This window comes from Piscirickettsia litoralis (genome assembly GCF_001720395.1).
Taxonomy (GTDB): domain Bacteria; phylum Pseudomonadota; class Gammaproteobacteria; order Piscirickettsiales; family Piscirickettsiaceae; genus Piscirickettsia; species Piscirickettsia litoralis.
In genome coordinates this window covers 44160-63185 of sequence record NZ_MDTU01000001.1, presented here as the reverse complement: position 1 = coordinate 63185, position 19026 = coordinate 44160, and the positions used below count along the sequence as shown (strand labels likewise).

23 protein-coding genes are annotated in these 19026 nt (G+C 41.4%); 7 read left to right on the top strand and 16 right to left on the bottom strand.

Annotation, left to right across the window (positions count from 1 at the left end):
• Window positions 1-138: 138 nt before the first annotated feature.
• The 10 genes from BGC07_RS00280 to BGC07_RS00245 all read right to left on the bottom strand — a co-directional run bounded on the left by BGC07_RS00280 (window position 139) and on the right by BGC07_RS00245 (window position 10057).
• Entirely contained in the window at window positions 139-885 is a 747-nt protein-coding gene (locus BGC07_RS00280; protein ID WP_069311505.1) for a hypothetical protein, read from the bottom strand.
• Between the two features lie 309 nt (window positions 886-1194).
• Complete coding sequence (locus BGC07_RS21315) at window positions 1195-1626, bottom strand: HAD-IA family hydrolase (protein ID WP_235602798.1); 432 nt, start codon at window positions 1624-1626, stop codon at window positions 1195-1197.
• Window positions 1617-1865: an HAD family hydrolase gene (locus BGC07_RS21310; RefSeq protein WP_235602797.1), complete on the bottom strand. Its 249-nt coding sequence runs from the start codon at window positions 1863-1865 to the stop codon at window positions 1617-1619. The genes BGC07_RS21315 and BGC07_RS21310 overlap by 10 nt, the downstream gene beginning before the upstream one ends.
• A gap of 8 nt (window positions 1866-1873) precedes the next feature.
• Window positions 1874-2734 carry a pyridoxal kinase PdxY gene (gene pdxY / locus BGC07_RS00270; protein WP_069311504.1) on the bottom strand — a complete coding sequence of 287 codons (861 nt, stop codon included), beginning with the start codon at window positions 2732-2734 and terminating at the stop codon, window positions 1874-1876.
• Between the two features lie 101 nt (window positions 2735-2835).
• Window positions 2836-4824: an OPT family oligopeptide transporter gene (locus tag BGC07_RS00265; protein WP_069311503.1), complete on the bottom strand. Its 1989-nt coding sequence runs from the start codon at window positions 4822-4824 to the stop codon at window positions 2836-2838.
• A gap of 116 nt (window positions 4825-4940) precedes the next feature.
• The gene (locus BGC07_RS00260) at window positions 4941-5378 is read right to left on the bottom strand and encodes a gamma-glutamylcyclotransferase (RefSeq protein ID WP_069311502.1); all 438 of its coding nucleotides are present in this window, start codon (window positions 5376-5378) and stop codon (window positions 4941-4943) included.
• Between the two features lie 184 nt (window positions 5379-5562).
• A complete protein-coding gene (locus BGC07_RS23710; RefSeq protein WP_077216659.1) occupies window positions 5563-5832 on the bottom strand; it encodes a gamma-glutamylcyclotransferase in 270 nt (89 codons plus the stop codon).
• Complete coding sequence (locus BGC07_RS21000) at window positions 5748-5966, bottom strand: hypothetical protein (protein WP_069311501.1); 219 nt, start codon at window positions 5964-5966, stop codon at window positions 5748-5750. Before BGC07_RS21000 ends, BGC07_RS23710 begins: the two co-directional genes overlap by 85 nt.
• Window positions 5966-8785, bottom strand: a complete 2820-nt coding sequence (gene uvrA, locus BGC07_RS00250; protein ID WP_069311500.1) for an excinuclease ABC subunit UvrA — start codon at window positions 8783-8785, stop codon at window positions 5966-5968. Before uvrA ends, BGC07_RS21000 begins: the two co-directional genes overlap by 1 nt.
• Before the next feature lie 288 nt (window positions 8786-9073).
• On the bottom strand, window positions 9074-10057 hold the full coding sequence (locus tag BGC07_RS00245; RefSeq protein WP_069311499.1) for a chemotaxis protein: 984 nt from the start codon (window positions 10055-10057) through the stop codon (window positions 9074-9076).
• A gap of 99 nt (window positions 10058-10156) precedes the next feature.
• On the opposite strand from BGC07_RS00245, the gene arsC reads away from it, so the two are divergent.
• From arsC to BGC07_RS00225, 4 genes are all read left to right on the top strand, one after another.
• Window positions 10157-10546, top strand: coding sequence for an arsenate reductase (glutaredoxin) (arsC, locus tag BGC07_RS00240; protein ID WP_235602796.1), 390 nt, complete (start codon window positions 10157-10159; stop codon window positions 10544-10546).
• Window positions 10546-11145 (top strand): NAD(P)H:quinone oxidoreductase, encoded by a 600-nt coding sequence (gene wrbA / locus BGC07_RS00235; protein WP_069311498.1) that lies wholly within the window; start codon window positions 10546-10548, stop codon window positions 11143-11145. The genes arsC and wrbA overlap by 1 nt, the downstream gene beginning before the upstream one ends.
• A gap of 70 nt (window positions 11146-11215) precedes the next feature.
• Window positions 11216-12691, top strand: a complete 1476-nt coding sequence (locus BGC07_RS00230; RefSeq protein ID WP_069311497.1) for an RsmB/NOP family class I SAM-dependent RNA methyltransferase — start codon at window positions 11216-11218, stop codon at window positions 12689-12691.
• Between the two features lie 57 nt (window positions 12692-12748).
• Complete coding sequence (locus tag BGC07_RS00225; RefSeq protein WP_069311496.1) at window positions 12749-13192, top strand: copper chaperone PCu(A)C; 444 nt, start codon at window positions 12749-12751, stop codon at window positions 13190-13192.
• An 86-nt stretch (window positions 13193-13278) separates the two neighbouring features.
• Here the strand turns inward: BGC07_RS00225 and BGC07_RS00220 are convergent, their stop codons facing one another.
• Together BGC07_RS00220 and BGC07_RS00215 are read right to left on the bottom strand one after the other, a co-directional pair.
• Window positions 13279-14304, bottom strand: coding sequence for a phosphatase PAP2 family protein (locus tag BGC07_RS00220; RefSeq protein ID WP_158006804.1), 1026 nt, complete (start codon window positions 14302-14304; stop codon window positions 13279-13281).
• A 4-nt stretch (window positions 14305-14308) separates the two neighbouring features.
• Window positions 14309-14497 carry a hypothetical protein gene (locus BGC07_RS00215; RefSeq protein WP_069311494.1) on the bottom strand — a complete coding sequence of 63 codons (189 nt, stop codon included), beginning with the start codon at window positions 14495-14497 and terminating at the stop codon, window positions 14309-14311.
• A 261-nt stretch (window positions 14498-14758) separates the two neighbouring features.
• On the opposite strand from BGC07_RS00215, the gene BGC07_RS22860 reads away from it, so the two are divergent.
• Window positions 14759-14884 carry a hypothetical protein gene (locus BGC07_RS22860; RefSeq protein ID WP_268801577.1) on the top strand — a complete coding sequence of 42 codons (126 nt, stop codon included), beginning with the start codon at window positions 14759-14761 and terminating at the stop codon, window positions 14882-14884.
• Between the two features lie 285 nt (window positions 14885-15169).
• Here BGC07_RS22860 and BGC07_RS00205 read toward each other — a convergent pair whose 3' ends face one another.
• The 4 genes from BGC07_RS00205 to BGC07_RS00190 all read right to left on the bottom strand — a co-directional run bounded on the left by BGC07_RS00205 (window position 15170) and on the right by BGC07_RS00190 (window position 17426).
• Window positions 15170-15547, bottom strand: coding sequence for a putative quinol monooxygenase (locus BGC07_RS00205; RefSeq protein WP_069311492.1), 378 nt, complete (start codon window positions 15545-15547; stop codon window positions 15170-15172).
• A 68-nt stretch (window positions 15548-15615) separates the two neighbouring features.
• Window positions 15616-16002, bottom strand: coding sequence for a nuclear transport factor 2 family protein (locus BGC07_RS00200; protein ID WP_158006803.1), 387 nt, complete (start codon window positions 16000-16002; stop codon window positions 15616-15618).
• Window positions 15999-16949 (bottom strand): AEC family transporter, encoded by a 951-nt coding sequence (locus BGC07_RS00195; protein WP_069311491.1) that lies wholly within the window; start codon window positions 16947-16949, stop codon window positions 15999-16001. Before BGC07_RS00195 ends, BGC07_RS00200 begins: the two co-directional genes overlap by 4 nt.
• A gap of 18 nt (window positions 16950-16967) precedes the next feature.
• Window positions 16968-17426, bottom strand: a complete 459-nt coding sequence (locus BGC07_RS00190) for a YtoQ family protein (RefSeq protein ID WP_069311490.1) — start codon at window positions 17424-17426, stop codon at window positions 16968-16970.
• Window positions 17427-17547: 121 nt separating this feature from the next.
• On the opposite strand from BGC07_RS00190, the gene BGC07_RS00185 reads away from it, so the two are divergent.
• Complete coding sequence (locus BGC07_RS00185; RefSeq protein WP_201258075.1) at window positions 17548-18090, top strand: carboxymuconolactone decarboxylase family protein; 543 nt, start codon at window positions 17548-17550, stop codon at window positions 18088-18090.
• 226 nt (window positions 18091-18316) lie between these two features.
• Window positions 18317-18649, top strand: coding sequence for a hypothetical protein (locus BGC07_RS00180; protein ID WP_069311488.1), 333 nt, complete (start codon window positions 18317-18319; stop codon window positions 18647-18649).
• Window positions 18650-19026 lie beyond the last annotated feature (377 nt).

The window sequence follows — 19026 nt, the reverse complement described above, 5'->3', positions numbered from 1 at the left end:
GTTTGCAGGTCATGACGAATACAGTTGCTCTAACCCAGACTGCAAGTATACTAAAACCATTACCTATACTTGCAGCATGTCACTAGGCAAACAAACATTGGTTTTATCCTAAAGCCAAGAGTACATTATTTTTCGCCCTCACAATATTGTACAGCACTCGAAGCAGCTATTGGCAGACTTTTTCTTATTCTCTGAAGCTGTTTTATAAAATAAAAGTGTTTCCTCACTTTTATCGTGAGAGGCACCAAGTAGAAGCTCTTTTGAGTCTGAGTCACTTTCTACAATATGAATCAAGTCATTCAACTGAGAAGATTGTACCACGCCCACGCCTTGATATTTTTTTGCGACCTTTCCTGTGTAAGCGTTATCGAAAGCATCAGGGTAATCAAAAGGCGCATTAGCAAGTGCATTTTTATATTTCACACTCAAGTTTGGGCTATTTTTATGAAACACCAATCCAAAGTCTATAGGAATAAGGCCATATTTAGAAGTGTGAAAAAAATTATCAGGTTTAGGGTCTCCCATAAAAACATCTTCATCTGCTAGATCAGATATATATATTTTTATTTCACTATAATTCGGTTCGCTTTCCTTTTGGAAAAAAGGCATAAGCATTGCAGTTTCATTAAAATTCTTTGCCGACAAGCTTTCTGGCAAACCTGTAATACTGCTTGACGAGATAAGAGAAGCTTTGCCAATATCTTTCACCTTTGTAGAGAAAGAGTTGAAATTACTAACCTCTAGCTCAGCTGAGGAGCTGAGTTCACTCTCTTTGGAATTTTTGTTTCGGAATAGTTTTGCTGCAAATTTATGTCCAGACTCATTCTCAACTAGAAATACTGATCCAAATTTACCAGATTTAATGCTTTTAATTACCTTATACATTGTCCCTTGTCCCTTGTCCCTTGTCCCTTGTCCCTTGTCCCTTGTCCCTTGTCCCTTGTCCCTTGTCCCTTCGAAAATACACTAGAGTTTTATCAAAACTATAATGCTATACATTAATTATTAAAAATTAATTTCACTTATAATAACATGTAAAATAAGGTAGATAATTAATAAAAACCCCTGTTTTTCTATATTATATGTTATTGATAATACAGGACAAATAACAAACCGAATTTCAATGAAAAAATTGTTACAGAAGAATAAGAGAACCCAGCCCCCAAGTGAAGACCAATCTCTAATTAATACACTTTAAGTAATTTTCAGCTCTTTCATCTCAAGCAACTCATGCACTGAGTCTACTTGCATATGGATACGACGATCATCAGCATATTTCATTGAACGCTTACTTTGGGTACGAATCAATACGGTCTGCATTCCTAAATCTGCTGCGGGTAATAAGTTTTCAGACATATCCTCAACAAAAATGCAATGTTTAGGATTTAAGTTAAATTGCTGGCAAAACACCTTATAAGATGATGGGTTAGGTTTCGCTTGAAAACTTGCCTGTTTAATATCAAAAACTCCGGTAAAAAACTCCCAAGCTCCCATTGCAGTCAAGATATTTTTAGCATGACTTTTTTGAGCCATTCGTATAGACATATTTTCCATAAGAGAGTTTTTCAAGCTGCCCGGCGAGTTTGCGGCACTGCTGTAACTCACTTGCGTCGATATTATGAACATACTCTGAAAAAATCATCGGGATTAATCCCGTCGCATTTAACTAAGCCCTTTAGAGTTGTGCCATAATCACGATAATAATCTTTTTGTACTTTATGTGCTTGCACTTCATCAATATCCAACGCTTTTTGAATAAATTGATTCATCCGCACTTCTACTTTTCTAAATAATAAAGTACTCGCATCATATAGCGTATTATCTAAATCAAAAACTAGATTTTCGACTCGTGACCAATCTAACATGTTTGCCTCTAGCGTATTTTCTCTAATTCAAATTCAACCGTCGGTTCAACCAACTGGTCTTGTGCTCGTATCAACTGTAGCTCTCGACTGCCTTCGGCAAACGTCATCGCAAAAACTTGGTAGACTGATGCCGCTGCCAATTGAACCGCTTTCGCCAACGAGCGTTGCATCAAATAACGGCCAAGTAATAAAGAGGCAGTTAAGTCCCCCGCCCCATTTGGTGCGATATTGAACGATAAAAAAGGCGTTTTCACCAACCAACTTCCTTCATTTGTATCCATCAACAAAGCGACATGATGATCATCACTTTGCACGCTGGTTACACAAATCGCTTGCTCAGGGCGGCAGCGCAGTTGATCACAAGCGGCCAAAATATCGAACAATGAATTGACTTTACAACCACTTAAAAATTCCAACTCAAAGACATTAGGAGTGATCAAATCTGCGAGGCTGATTAACTCATCACGAAAAAACTCACCCACGCCTGGCTTTACAAAAACACCACGCCCGATATCCCCGATCACCGGATCACAGCAATAAAACAAATCAGGGTGACACTGCTTTTGCGCTTTAACAAATTCATAAATGACTCGACCAAGGTGCACATCCCCCATATAACCGCTTAGGATGCCATCCACTGACTCTAACGCACCGACTTCATCAAGCCCAAGTAAAAGCTCTTGGATATGTTCTCTAGAATGTATACTGCCTCGCCATGCGCCATAACCGGTATGATTAGAGAACTGCACGGTATTGACCGCACTCACATCGATGCCTAGGCGTTGCAATGGAAATACCGCCGCACGATTACCAACATAGCCATAAGAGACATGAGATTGAATTGAAACCACCTGCTTCAAACTGAGCATCCTTTATCGAACTAACTCTTCTATAAACCTGGCTATTCTAGCACAGAGGCTGAGTAAGCGTTACCTCACTCAGCCATGAGCTAAAAATCCGCGATATCCCGCTAAATTGACTTCACGCAACTTCCTTTACGAAAGATCCATACAGCCAGTAATATAGTCGCAATCACAGCTAAGGCTTCAGCGATAGGAGTGAAACCTGACCCAACCAAAGACAAAGCATTTGAGCTTCCAGCCATCACAAACGGCACGGCAAGTAACACTCCCATAATCGAAGCGCCAGCAACAACACCACAAGCCAATAAAGTTCCTTCTGACTGTGCAGTTTTGCCTTTTAAGCGGCGTTGTACCCAAAGGTGAACCAAACCACCAATAAATACCGCAGTAATCGCCTCGGGTGGCACATAAATACCCAAACCTAAAGCGAGCACAGGAAAGCGATGACCACGACGTTTAACAACTTCATCGATAACAATCGCAATCACGGCAATCACCACACCTACTCTAATTTCATGCCAAGGCAGTTGGCCACTAAACACCCCTTTAGCCACTGCTTCCATCAAGCCCGCTTGAGGTGCTGCTAACATATTTTCAGGACTCATACCAGCATGTGGGTATACGCCCCCTAGACCATACGCTTGAAACAATAATTCAAATACGGGGGCGACAACAAAAGTGGCTACAACGACTCCTAAAATTAACATGGTTTGCTGTTTCCAGGGAGTTGCACCGACAATCTGCCCCGCTTTTAGATCTTGCATATTTTCAAGTGCAATCGCTGATGCCGTCGCCAAACAGGTTGTTACGACAATGACAATCGCAACGGCCATATTCTCGCTAGTAATATCTTGCAAGTTAATAAAGTTTTTAAAAACAGGCAATAATAAGAGAGACAATAATAATACTGCTGCAATTAATAACCCTGAGAGCGGGCTATTGCTCGAGCCAATTAAGCCCGCAAAATAGGCAGAAATACTTGCTAATAAGAACCCTAAAATTAATATGGCCACAACCGCTGCAATCGATAACAAGCGATTAACGCCTGGGGATAAAGGCAAATGTGTTGTACTGGCCGTATGCGCAAAAACAAAATAAAGCGCAATAATACAAACAATAATTAAAACACCCAATAACCCCATCGGTAAATCGCGCTGAGTTCGTGGTAAATTCCCTAATGATTCACTGCTCGAAGAGAAAATTTTTGAGAAACTCACTTTAATGCCTTGGCCAATCGGCTTTAAAATACCGAGTAATGTCCACAGGCCTCCGGTTACCATAGTCCCCACACCAATATAACGCAGACTATGACTCCATAATGCCATTGCATCATCATAAGCAGACCCTGAACTGGCAAGACTATGATGCAAAGAAAGCCAGGGCAAAGCAATTCCCCAGCCGACAATTAAACCGACAAACATGGTTAACGTCACTGAAAAACCAACGATATAACCGGCAGCTATCATTGCGGGTGCAAAACCTAAGCTCATGCCAAAAATAGCACCGCCTTTCGTTCCCCAAAAACCCACCGCACTTGCAACCACATGGAGGCCATCTTGGCAAAAACTGATAAACGCACCAAATAGCCCACCTTTGAGCATATCCTTTGCGCCTTTGCCTTGACCCGAGGAGCTAATTAACACATTACCAATGGCAGTGCCCTCAGGAAAACGCAAGCCTGGATAGTTCAGCATAATCCGACGCAAGGGCACTGAAAATACGACCCCCAATAAGCCGCCAAACAGGACAATACTCACTGTTTGCCAATACGGAAAATGATTCCAATACCCCACTAAAATTAAAGCGGGCAACACAAAAGCCACCGCTGCAGCAACACCTTCACCCGCCGATGCGGCTGTTTGAACGATATTCGCTTCTAATAAGTTCGAGGTCTTAAAAAACCGTAAAATGCCCATAGCAATCACCGCCGCTGGAATCGATGCCGCAATCGTACTCCCTAATTTCAAAGCAAGATACGCATTCGATGCGGCTAAAATCATCGTAACAATAATTGCAATAATGACAGCGCGGATTGTAATTTCAGGCAGCTTTTGCTCAGCAGAAATAAAGGGTAGCTTTTGGGAGGGTTCACTCATCAGTTGACACTCTATAATTCAACAAGGATTCATTTTCTGATTTTAACAACGCCCAAGAGGCTCTATCAGAGAATAGTCCTTACAACGATATATGAGCTTAAGGTTTATCTCAATAGCTACCAAGGCCAGGCGAGTTTTTCAGGGTGAACTTCAAAACCGTGCATTTTTCTAAGTTTTTGAACTTCCTGTACTAATATAGCAAGTTCATTGTCATTTATCCCCATTTTATGCAACTGGTCATATAAATTAAATAAGTAATCATAATTCTCACCTCCTGGCCCTTTGGCCAAGGCAATCCGTTTAGCCTGCTCAGCTAAAGGCAGCTCTGCTAAATAGCGCGGACTATCAGGATTAACTTTAAACACCAAAGCCCGAATATTTCCCTCATGAGTCTTAACGTTTTGCCAGCATGGCAGATAAGACATCCCTGACATTTCTCGAAGCCATAATCTTGACAGTTGCTCGTGAAGTTTATTTTCATCGATAAAAATTAAGTGTCCATGACAAACCGCTTCGGAAGCGTCGCTACCTCGGTAGGTATTTTGCACTTCCATGGTGCAAAATCGCCTCGCAAAACGCGACGACTATAATGCCTCGGCCGTCCCCGTCACGAGACGCTCCGTGCCTTAATTCGGCACACTCCGCATCTCGCTCTCAGATGACTCTACGGCTCGTATAGATTTTTAGACACTCGTTCCGCCGACTCCGGACCTAAAGGCCCTACGTCACTCCGCTCTGCTAAAAATCCGAGCCTACCTCGGAATACTCACCCCGCGCTTGGCGCTCCCTGGCTCGCATCGGGGGTTTAGGCTCTAAGGCTAGCATCAAGCCAGGTGTTTCTATAGAGGCTCGCATCGACGTCATGTGTAAGCAAAAGCGGCGATGAAAATGAGCTAACACCCCTGGCTTTGTTACCTTTACTTCTATCGCCGGATTCCAAAGTAATGAGCCATAACCAAATACGGCGAGATCCCCCCAGAAAACGCTTCTAGGGTATTTTGATAGCAATCAGCAATTTCATCTAAGCTACGCAATTTTAAATAACCTTGCTTTAGCGCCTCATGAAATTCAGTAATTTTCGCTTCATTCTGCTCACAATAACGCCAAAAATGATCTTTTAACTGCACTCTTTTATTAGTCATTACTTTAACATCTCCGCTAAAAACTGCCCGGTATACGAGCTTTTCTTCTTAGCCACCGTTTCAGGCGTCCCCGTGGCAATAATCTGGCCACCGCCATCGCCGCCTTCAGGACCAAGATCAATGATCCAATCTGCGGTTTTAATCACATCCAAATTATGTTCGATCACCACAATGCTATTACCACGCTCTTTTAAACGACTTAATACATCGAGCAAATGTTCAATATCATAAAAATGCAAACCGGTCGTCGGCTCATCAAGAATATAGAGGGTTCGCCCAGTATCTCGACGTGATAATTCTTTTGCGAGTTTCACCCGCTGCGCCTCACCACCGGATAAGGTCGTCGCACTTTGGCCTAATTTAATATAGCCTAACCCCACATCTAATAAGGTCTGGGCTTTACGAGCAATACTCGGCACGGCAGAGAAAAATTCACAAGCATCTTCAACGGTCATCTCAAGGGCTTCATGAATATTTTTGCCCTTATAGCGTACCTCTAAAGTCTCACGGTTATAGCGTTTGCCATGACAAACATCACAAGAGACATACACATCAGGCAAAAAGTGCATCTCAACGCGTATCACTCCATCACCCTGACAGGCTTCACAGCGCCCACCTTTGACATTAAAGCTAAAGCGTCCAGGCTTATAGCCACGTGAACGTGCTTCTTGAGTGCCGGCAAATAAATCGCGCACAGCAGTAAAAATCCCCGTGTACGTTGCAGGGTTTGATCGTGGCGTACGGCCAATCGGACTTTGATCAATGGCAACCACCTTATCCAAATGATCCAATCCCTCCACACGCTCATAAGGTGCTGGGTTAATCATCGTCGCACCGTTGAGCTTACGTGCTGCCAATGGGTATAAAGTTTCATTGATCAATGTCGACTTACCTGAACCTGACACACCAGTAATACAAGTAAAAACACCCAAGGGGATTTCTAAATTAACCTGGTTTAGATTATTACCCGTCGCTCCGGTCACCGTCAGCATTTTCTTAAGGTCGATTCTAACGCGCTTATCTGGCACATGAATCTTGCGCTTACCGGATAAATATTGCCCTGTGAGTGAATGCGCTGATTGCATAATATCCTTCGGTTTCCCCTCAGCAATCACATGTCCACCATGCACACCCGCTCCCGGTCCCATATCCACCACATAATCAGCGAGGCGAATCGCATCTTCATCATGCTCGACCACAATCACCGTATTTCCCAAATCACGCAACCGAGTTAAGGTTTTTAATAAGCGCTCATTATCACGTTGATGTAGGCCAATCGATGGTTCATCCAAAACATACATCACGCCCACTAAACCCGCACCAATTTGACTGGCAAGGCGAATACGTTGAGCTTCTCCACCCGATAAAGTATCGGCACTGCGCTCTAATGTTAAATAATTCAAGCCGACATTGACTAAAAAGCCTAAACGCTCACCAATTTCCTTTTGAATTTTTAAGGCAATTTTCTTGCGCCAGCCAGTAAATTTTAAATCAGCAAAAAAACCATAGGCGGTTTCAATCGACATATTTGCAACTTGTGGCAACGTAATATCATTCACATAAACATGACGGGCTTCTTCACGCAAACGCGTCCCTTCACACTCTTCACACGAATGTGTTGATAAATATTTAGCTAACTCATCTCGCACCGCGGCCGAATCTGTCTCTCGATAACGACGCTGCATATTCGGTAAAACCCCTTCAAAACTGTGCTCACGCACTTGCACCGTACCGCCACGGCCGGGGTAACGAAAGGGAATTTCTTCCTGGCCTGAACCATAAAGAATCACTTTTTGAACTTTCTTCGTCAATTTTTTAAAAGGCTTTTCCGTATCAAAGCCATAATGATCAGCCAATGAAGTTAATAAGTTAAAATAATAATGATTTTGCCGATTCCAGCTACGAATCGCCCCACCGGCAAGACTGAGTTCTTTGTCAACCACGACTTTATCCGGATCAAAGGTACTTTGCACCCCCAAACCATCGCAGCTCGGACAAGCTCCCACCGGGTTATTAAATGAAAACAAACGCGGCTCGATTTCCGCCACGCTATAACCACAGTGCGAACAGGCTAAACGCTGTGAGAAGAGCATCGTCTCATCACTGTCCATAAGATAAGCGACCGCTACACCATCAGCGAGTTTTAATGCCGTTTCTAATGATTCAGCAAGGCGGATTTTAATATCATCTCGAATCTTCAAACGATCAATCACAACATCAATATCATGCTTTTGGGTTTTCTTAAGCTTGGGCACCTCATCGAGTTCGATAATCTCACCGTTTAAACGTATTCTCACATAACCATCGACGCGCAATTGTTCCAGTAGTTTTTCATGAGCACCTTTACGGCTGGTCACCACCGGAGCTAAGATCATGACCTTCGTGCCTTCTTTTAAGCCCATAAGTTGGTCAACCATTTGGCTAACTTCTTGTGTTTCCAAACTCACACCATGCTCAGGACAACGGGCAACACCAACTCGAGCAAATAACAGGCGTAAATAATCATAGATTTCAGTCACCGTCCCAACGGTCGAACGCGGATTATGAGAGGTTGATTTTTGCTCTATCGATATCGCTGGGGATAAGCGTTCGATATGATCAACATCGGGCTTTTCCATCATCGATAAAAATTGACGTGCATAAGTTGATAATGATTCTACATAACGGCGTTGCCCTTCAGCATAAAGCGTATCGAAGGCCAATGAGGACTTGCCTGAACCCGAAAGCCCTGTAACGACAACAAGCTGATCTCGAGGCAAGTCTAAGTCTATATTCTTCAAGTTATGGGTTCTGGCCCCACGGACTTCTATTTGTTTCATTTATTTCACCCAAGTCACGACCGCTGATACTGATCAACGCTCAACTATTTCTCATTTTAGCCCACGTAGACTGACTTTCATGCTGACCCTTTCAAGGCAGCAAACGACTAGTTTATCACTCTTAGTAAAGTGAACCCAAATAATCGAAGATGGATCAAGATAATAAAGATAAGATAAGGGCAAGACAATAAGTCAATTGCAACGGTAGTAACTTTTGTGCGATGCTCGATTTTTTATAAAAATAAAAGAGTAAAAATTCACCACCCGTTCATCTAACATTGACATAAATCAATCTTTAAGAACCGGTTCGATCTGTTCTCGATGAGGTGTTTTTTCGCCTAAACGCTTATGAATTAAATCAATCAACAACATTGCCACTTCATTAGGGCTCGTTTTCGGCACAAAGGCGTCACAACCGACTTTATTTGCCATTTCCTGATTAAATACTCCTGAAATCGACGTATTCAACACAATATGCAAATCTTTCAGGTATTGATCATCTCGACAACGCTTGGTCAGCGTATACCCATCCATATTTGGCATTTCTGCATCCGTAATTAACGCCAGGTAGTCGTTGTTAAAATTTTTGTTCTCTCGTGAAATTTTATAAAGCATCTCATAGGCTTCTGCGCCATCTCTTGCGACATTAATTTTAACACCGACTTGCGTCAAAATTCGATGCAAATGCTGTCTTGCCACACTCGAATCATCGACCATAAAGACTGTGAACTTACCTGCTTTATCTGCCAAACCTTCTTCTTCGAGAATATTTTTATCAATCTTCACATTCGGCGGAATAATCTCAGCAAGAATTTTTTCAATATCAATAATCTCGATAATCTCATTACTCTCAAAGCGCGTTACTGCCGTCAAGTAGTGATTACTCCCTAAACCTCCAGCAGGAGATTCAATTTTATCCCAAGAGGTATTAATAATTCGATTCACCGCCTTCACTAGAAACCCTTGCACATTTTGATTATATTCAGTGATAATCAGCACCCCTTCTTCTGGATTTTTCAGAGGGTTATTGTGCAGCATCAAATCAATATCAATAACAGCCAAAGATTTATGACCGCGTATATGTGCCACCCCAATCACAGAAGAGTGACGGCCTGGCGGTCGTGTTAACTTGGGGCAATGTATCACTTCACGAACTTTAAATACATTCGTGGCATATGACTGCTTACCTTGCAAGCTAAACAACAAGAGCTCTAGGCGATTCTTCCCTGCAAGTTGTGTGCGCTGGTCAACGCCTGCAAGCAGTTCACTCATAACAACGGTCCACGGTGGTTTATCCCTTAGGCTTAAGTATAGGCGACTATTAGCAAAATCATCATTCGCAACACTTGCTCGCCGATAAAAGGGACTGCTATGATAAGGCCCATACAATTAAACAATAAAAGCATCAAAAACATCATGAGTACCGTCACTATTTATCACAACCCTCGTTGCAGCAAATCACGTAAAGCACTAGAAATTCTCGAAGAAAAAGGCCATACCCCCGTTATTATCGACTACCTAGAGCAAAGTTTAACGAAGCAAGAAATACAATCATTATTAAGCCAACTCAGCTTAGCTATTACAGAAATCATTCGACAAAGTGAAGATTATTATAAAGCCGAGCGCTTAAATACTGCCAGCGCAGAAGAGCTAATCACTCACCTCATCAAAGAGCCTAAATTACTACAACGCCCTATTGTTATTTCTAATCACAAAGCAGTGATCGCCCGCCCTCCTGAGCGCGTGTTGGAGATCCTTTAATGCCCTATGTTTTGGTACTATATTACAGCCGTCATGGCGCAACAGCTAATCTCGCACGAGAAATTGCGCGCGGCATAGAGAAAATCTCAGGTATGGAGGCTCGTTTACGCACCGTTCCAGAGGTTTCAACCACCTGTGAAGCCACCACACCCGTTGTTCCGACAGCCGGCGCACCTTATGTCACCCTCGATGACTTTAAACACTGTCAGGGTGTTGCTTTAGGCAGTCCGACCCGCTTTGGTAATATGGCCGCTCCTTTAAAGTATTTTCTTGATCAGACAACCGAACTTTGGTTGCAAGGGGCGCTCGTCGACAAACCTGCGGTTGTCTTTACTTCAACAAGCTCTGCCCACGGCGGCCAGGAAAGTACCTTACTCTCGATGATGATTCCATTACTTCATCACGGCGCTTGTATACTGGGCATTCCTTATACAGAACCAGCCTTAACAACGACCACCAGCGGCGGTAGTCCTTATGGTGCCTCTCACTTTAACATCAATAAAGACACGACGCTTTCCAAAGAAGAAGTCATGCTCTGCCATGCCCTCGGTCAACGCTTAGCAAATACAGCCCTAAAGCTCCAACCTTCCTCTCTTTAATAACCCGTTTTAATTTGCTACCATGCCTTTTCGCTTTCACCACTGGCTAAAAATTTAAGAGTTTAAAGGCATGGCACTATCATCTTCAGCCCTCAGTTTTCTCGAGCGTTATCGCCCTATTATCGATGATTATGACGCCTTCTTAAGTACTCTTAACACGCCCTTACCGCTATGCCTCTGGTCCAACGATTTACGCATTACCAGTGATGACTTTGCAACGCTTTTAGACGAAGAACAAATCAGCTACCAACGCATACCCTGGATGCATAATGGTTTTCGCATCCTCAATCAGCACAGCATGGGGCGGCATTGGAGCTACATTGCTGGCCTATGCCATATTCAAGAAGAAATCTCTATGCTACCGCCTCATATTCTTGCGCCTAATCATAATGACAGCGTGCTTGATTTATGTGCGGCCCCTGGCGGTAAAACCCTGCAAATGGCAATCCGCATGCAAAACAACGGTTCTGTGCTAGCCAATGATATTCACCATCAGCGGATTCGCGCCTTAAGCTCTCATGCGCAACGCTTGGGCCTAACCAATATCACCAGTATGATCAATAATGCCAGCCATATTCCTTCAAGCTTAAATGATTTTGATCGTATCTTAGCCGATGTCCCTTGTTCTTGTGAGGGCACCTCGCGCAAAAATCCAGGCGTATTGCAGCAGCTTACGGTTAAAAAATCACAAGCACAAGCCAAGCAACAACAAGCGATACTGCGCCGCGCCGTACAATTATGTAAACCTGGTGGGCGCATTTTATATTCAACTTGTACTTATGCTCCTGAGGAAAACGAGGCGGTATTAAATGCTATTTTGCAAGAGTATAATAATATTCATATCATCCCCATTAACATCTCGGGCCTAAAAACCACACCTGCTCTTACCTACTGGCAAGGACAGGAATATCATTCTCAAATGAGTAACGCGATTCGCATCTGGCCTCACCATAATAATACCGGCGGTTTTTTTATTGCTTTAATTCAAAAATCAACACAACATCCATCTAAACCTAAAGCCGATAAATCAAGCCCTCTTGAAAACTCAATTTATACCGCACAAACTTTGCTCAGCCCTCAAGAGCAACAAAATTTTCTGCATGGCTTAAATTTACGCTTTGGCATTGAACCTGAGCCGCTTACTCAATATCATTGGCACAATCAGAACCAACAAGCCATTAGCCTTAGCAGCCAGGCGTCGACTCCACAATTAAATAACATCACCAATACGGGTTTGGCCATCATTCATACTCATGGCAAATACCCAAAAGTCACCTCCGCTGGCGCACTCTTTTTAGGTCCACTTGCTCAAAAAAATAAAATTGAAATCACCACAACACAGCTTGCGATCTATTTAAAGCGCCAAACCATTAATCTCGATCAAAACCAATATGGCAACATACTGCCAGGCGCTGTTTTTGTCACTTATAAAGGCTATACCCTTGGTTTAGGTCAGTATCGACAGCAAAAAAACCATAGTCCGCAAAAGGACCATCAGTTAGAAAGCTTATTACCAAAACGCTGGGCGCAAACCTCTTCGGCTTGACCAACCTTGAGATTTTCGCCTAAAAGTTAAGAGTAACATTCTTAATTAAGGCTTAATATGCGATTTCTTATTCCTCTATTTTTAAGTTTCTTTTGTTTATCAATGCACCTTACAAGCTTCGCGAAAGCAAACTCAGCGGATCTTAGCATTGATGCTGCCCGTATCATCCATCAAAAACAAACGAATACACTCGAAGTTTATATGAACCTGACCAATCATAGTCTCAAATATCCAATCACCATCATCGGCGTCTTTTCACCGGCCAGTAAAAGTGCAAAACTTAATCGCTTTAGCTTCCATCGAGGCAGTTATATTAAGCGTCACACACGAAAAGTAACGATTCACCCGAACAGCCATAGTGATTTTAGACAAGGCAGTGTCCACATCGAATTACAAGAGCCTCTACAAGAGTTTGAACCTGGAGATAAGATTCCAATTCATCTCATTTTAGCCAGCGGCCAATCAATAAAAATTAATGCAACTGTTGAAAAAACCGCTTAAGCCCAATAAAACTACTTTTTCTCATCCCTATAATTTAACACAGACGAAGCAAGCTTCAGGGAATCAGACCCTCGAAAGTTGACGAATTACGGTGTCGCCATATCAACCGTAATTTCATGGGGAACTACTCTGTCTCTAACAGCCTCTGATCTCTTCTCTGCGTCATAAAACATCGTTGCCCCACTAGAAGATACTGATTTCAAAGCAGCAACCATGAGACCAGCGGCTGCTCCACCGACTGCAGTTATCCAAGTGGCTCGCTCAACCCCTTGGGCAAGTTGCTCATGTCCTCTATAAATTTCTCGCTCTATTGATGTATTCCAACCACTCCTTGCAGTAAATGGAAGGTCAAAAATATTGGCAGCAATTCCGCCATATACCGTAACTAATTTAAACACTGCTGCAGAAACTTCCGCTGGTGTCATATCCTTATAGTTAGTCAAATTAGCTAAAGCCATCCCTTTGGTAATGGCCAAAGCAAGGTCAGAAAAACTATCAACCTTATTGCCATACACAGTCCCTTTGGAGTACCACTCAGACACTTGGCTAATTACTTCTAAAGAAAGCTGTAAAGGAATAGAGCCAATCAGTGGATTTGAGACCAATACAGCTAACGCTCCTAGCGCCTGAATAACCATTTCCTTAGTGTATGTCGCATCAGCGCTCGAATCTTTTCCTCTACGCCACGCTAATAAATTACCTGTTATCATACTTAAAGAAGCAGAAAGTGCAGCGCCAGAAAGGGTATCGCCCAGCCAATGTTTCTTAGCAATCACTCGCCCTACCATAGTCACCAAAGCATCAATAAAACCTACAGCAAAAACACCACTCTTACTAATTGTTAAAGTCTTACCACATACTTTTAATTCTTTATCATCGTTTAACATCATAGCTAAACCCATCAGCATTGCTCCCCAGCCTGAGTGACCACTTGGCCAAGCTTTGCTGTCCTGTCCATTGGGTCTTTCTTGCAAATAAAAGCGCTTTATACCCTCATTTATCATCCAAGCAGTAGAACCATTCATAACATAAGCAAATGTATCAGACTTCGATATCCGGCTGCACCACTGCGACCAGGTTTCTGCACTTTCACTATAACGTGGATCTTCCACATCATTAGCGCCTTCCATAGTAGGCAAAAAAACGATCATCTCCAGCTTCTAAATCACGGCCTCTTCCTCCACCGCTTTGAATATCAAATGACCCTGTTGCCCTGTGCGACAAACCACTTTCAATATCATTGCCACCTCCTAATAAAGATGTTGCTGCCGTTTCTTCACCTTGTCTTGAACCTCTTCCAGGCATAGAACTTACTCCACTAAAATTATGCTTAAAATATAAAGAACGATTATCTTTATGTAATGATCATGTCTTTGCTTTGGGAAAAAATTGTATGCACATAACATATGCTCGAATATAGATAAAAATAATTTAATTCTATATATTCAAAGGGTTATGGCAAAAAACAAGATATTACGCGATGCTCAATTTTACCAACTGACTGATAGGGGCAAGGTAGCTCCGATATTTTTGTTTTGGAGCAAGCCAATTAAAAGGAACATATCTATGCCATTAGAGGATTTCATCATTGCAGTATGCTATTTGATTGCAGATATTGATAATCAATTGCCTGATATAACTCAATTTCGTAGCTGCGAGTTTACTCTAGTTCAAGGGGCAAGGTCATATTGATACGGGTAAAGCCATCTGTCATTGTTTTAAACCGCATTAGAAGCAATAGTTTCCTGGATTTGTCCAAGACAAAATTTCGCGAAGCAAGCAGATTAATTTTAAAATGTTAAACACACATCCAGCAACAAGTGATCAAATCACACATATAAAAGTATCGCTTTTATATGTTTCTATTTTTTTATGAGCGGCACTCTACTAAAAATTTTTACTATTGAGGCTAAGCTGTATTATCAAAAAATTGCTCAAAGAACTTTATTAGATGTCAGCCCCACATATAATAATGCGTTAACGCCTAAAGCCAGTCTCTGAAGTAAAAAATTTTGGCTCAAAGTCAACTAAAGCCGGCTTTAACTCTTCAATAATGCTCGCAGGCGCGTGAATTTCTAAACGTGTCATCTCTGCAACAGCGAACAACTCACCGAGCAACTCTGACACATGATCTAAGTGATATAAAAACGCTGCACTATCCGCATAAATTTCTTGACAGTGTGCTTCATCTTCATTAAAGCTAAAGCTGTAACACAAACAACTTGGCTCATGATTCGTTTTCTTAACTAAACGCTGAGAAATTTCTTTAAAAGCACCGACCTTACCTGCATGAATCTTAAAGTAAGGTAAGACTGTGCAATAATTATTATCTTGGCTACTATTTACAGACCCCATTTGGTTCTCCTTTAATATCAATTAATTCTAAATTAAGACCTTATACCACATGATCATTCATTCTAAAATTACATAATTAAATCAAAAGGTACGGTCTTCGTCCCTTGGTGATACACCATACGCCAGCCACAAACTTCATTGCGCCAAATCGACGTTCTTCTTGAATACACCCCAGCACTCTCACTATTTGCCCTGATAACAGCTCGAAAAATGAGCTGGACGACACCCTCTGCAAGCGACCTAAACTCAAAGTCTTGAGCATGTGCCTGCCAACTGTTTTCAGCAGGCAACTTTTCTAACACTTCATTTAAGCCAAAATAAGCACCCGATGCACCAACTTCTAAAAAATCGGATGATAATAATGATCTTAATTTATCTTTTGAACGACACACTTCAGCTGTTAGTAAAGCGAGTTCTTTTTCTTTAATCAGCTTTTCTATTTCTATAATTTTCACAAAATATACAACCAAAAATTAATGGTAATAAAACTTAATAAAGTTGTCACGACAACCACAAACGTCTGTGTCTGTGCGCCCAGCTGATATTTATTAGCAATAATATAATTATGTGTTGCTGTTGGGCTCGCACAAAGCAAAACTAAGGCTAATAGCAATTCATGTGGCAAGTGCATCAACCAACCGACAATCCAGGCAATCACCGGAAATAAAATCAGTTTAAACACTGTAATTAAAGTAATCGAAAATAAATCACTACCTAATTTTAAGCTTTTAATATGATGAGCGCAGGAAATACCTAATGCAAATAGAGCCACAGGCGCAGATGTCCCTCCCATAAAGTGCAAAAATTTCACCACATGATCATTTAGTGGAACTTCTAAAGCACCAACAACAAAACCCAACAAAGACGATGCAATAATCGGATTAGTAAAAATAACTGCTATAATACGCTGCAAAACAAATTTAAGATATTTTTGATTATTATTTTTCTTATTTTTAGCCGAGATTAAAATCTCAATGACCAAAATTGCCAAGGTAAAAAAGATGATGTTCTGTATTGCCATCAACGGAATTGCCAACGCCGGCGAGGCAAAAATCAGCATAAATAAAGGAATGGTAAAATACGCCCCATCCACCTGACTCACAGCGATGCTATTCATCACACTCTCAGCAAGGCTTTTACCCATCAGCTTATAACTAATGAATAAAATCAATGCAATAATAATCACCATTGCTAGGCCATAAGCCAGTGAATAATGCAGTTCTGCCAGACTAAAATGGCTTTTATAGCAACTTAGAAATAACGCCAGAGGCAGTGCAACATAAAAGACATAGTGGATCAGTGTAATATCTGTTCCGGCCTTGAATACTCTACTATGCCCGAATCCAAAACCTAAAAAAATAGCAACAAACAATACCGATGTGGTTGCAAAAACGTGTCCCATTATTTACCTTTATTATTGTTATGCATTACAGTCCAGTAAGATATATTCAAGAATATCAGCAATCTGCTCCTCAGTTTCGGCAACAGCCAACGCCTGGGCATCAACTTCTTTCAAAGCATGAGTAAATTCTGCTGGATGAATCACAAGCAAAGGCTTTTTCATGGCGATTGCATAGCCAGCATCAAAGGCTGCATTCCACTGTCGATACTTTTCACCAAACTTCACAACGACTATATCCGCCTTTTGTAATAGCGTCGTCGTTCTAATTGCATTGATTTTCGCCGCTTTATGATCTTTCCAAAATGCTGTTGACTCTTTCCCAAGAATCTTATCTCCACAATCATCACTTCTCGCATGATCAGTAACAGGGCTGAGTAACTCGATATTCAGCTCTTTCTCGATAACTTGCTGATGAATGCGCTGGCGCCAATCACTATGGATCTCACCGGATAAATACACAGCTAATGCTTGTTTCATAATCACACACCTTCTTGCTATAATTGTTGACTATCGAGTATACGTGGTTTGGCGACTGCTGCAAAATTTGCCGATCAGCCAAATAAATAACCTAACTGGAAAAGCAATAATAATCAGGAAGATGATGCGACTGACTCAAAAAAGGCTCTCAGATTACCCTTGGCACGTCCGCTTGTTCTTTTGGTTACAGAAAAGAAAGTTCGGCTTCGTCTTAAACCCGAACTGGCTTTGGGGTCGCCGGCCCAAAATGATGTACGCCATGGCACTTTTTTATAACAGCGTTGAAAAAAACAGCTCTGTGCCTCCGGTTATTCGCTCACTCGTCACCGTATACACCTCTCAAATTAATTCATGCTCCTTTTGCATCGATATGAACTCCGCTCTACTCATGGAACGCTTAGAGCAATCAGAGAAACTCGATCAATTGCATCAATGGCAAGGATCTAAACTCTTTACCGACCAAGAAAAAGCCGCTCTTAACTACACAGAAGCGATGACCTATACAGATAAAGAAGTCTCAGAGCAGATTTACAACCAACTAAAGCAATATTTCAACGAAGATCAAATACTCGACCTAACCGCCTTAATTGCCTTTCAAAACCTATCCAGCAAATTTAATAACGCACTTGATGTTAAGGAACAGGGGTTTTGTCGGAGGTTATAAAAACACCCTCAATTATTTTCAGCTAGCATTGTGTAAGCAACTTGGAATCTCGCTTCCCCTTCAAAATCACCGGGGACACTCATAAAGCCTTCCAGCTTATAATTAAACTAACGTTAAATTAATAAAATTAACCATGGAGCTGCATAGGCAAACCCTTACCAAGTTGCATGTTTAAGGCATAAAGGTCAAAATAAATCTATGATCGAAGCGGCAAGGGAAAATAGAGGTGCTTACTACTCTGTGGAGTAAGAGAATAGTCATAGCATGGATACCAGCACTGCTATTAGCACAGCCATCATGCGCATATGTCTATGGTGGTAGTAACTTCAGTTTAGGACAATACCCTGAGGTAGACTGCGGTTTTAAACCAATCAAACCACAAAAGCCTTACTATCATGATAGTTATGCAATACAAGCTTATAACAATGAAGTCATGCAGTATAACTATGATATTCAACAATATATCTCCTGTGTTAAAGAGTATTTAGAAAATGCTAAAAATGACATTCAAAGAATACAAGATGAAATGCAAGAAGCAATTGATAAAGCAAACAGGTAGCAAGAACTGCTGAGAAGAAAATTAATGGATAAAGACGAAGAGTTCTGGCTTGTATGCACTGTATATACAGTTCTAACTGTATACATAGTTATACTTATATTTAAAGGATTAAGTATGGTTTTCTCAATTATAACAGCAATGACTGCTATTTTAAGCATAATAATAACTCTACACACTAGAATTACACACAACAGAGATGCTAAAAGAGAAATAAATATAAGATTCCATGAACAAAGATTTAGCATCTATAAAAGACTGAAAAAATTTTCTACACGAAATTGATACTGAAAGCTGCAAGTACGATAAAGATAAACCTAATGATGAGAAAATTTACCAGATAATAAGAAGTGACTTAGAAAAAGTCAATGACCTATTCA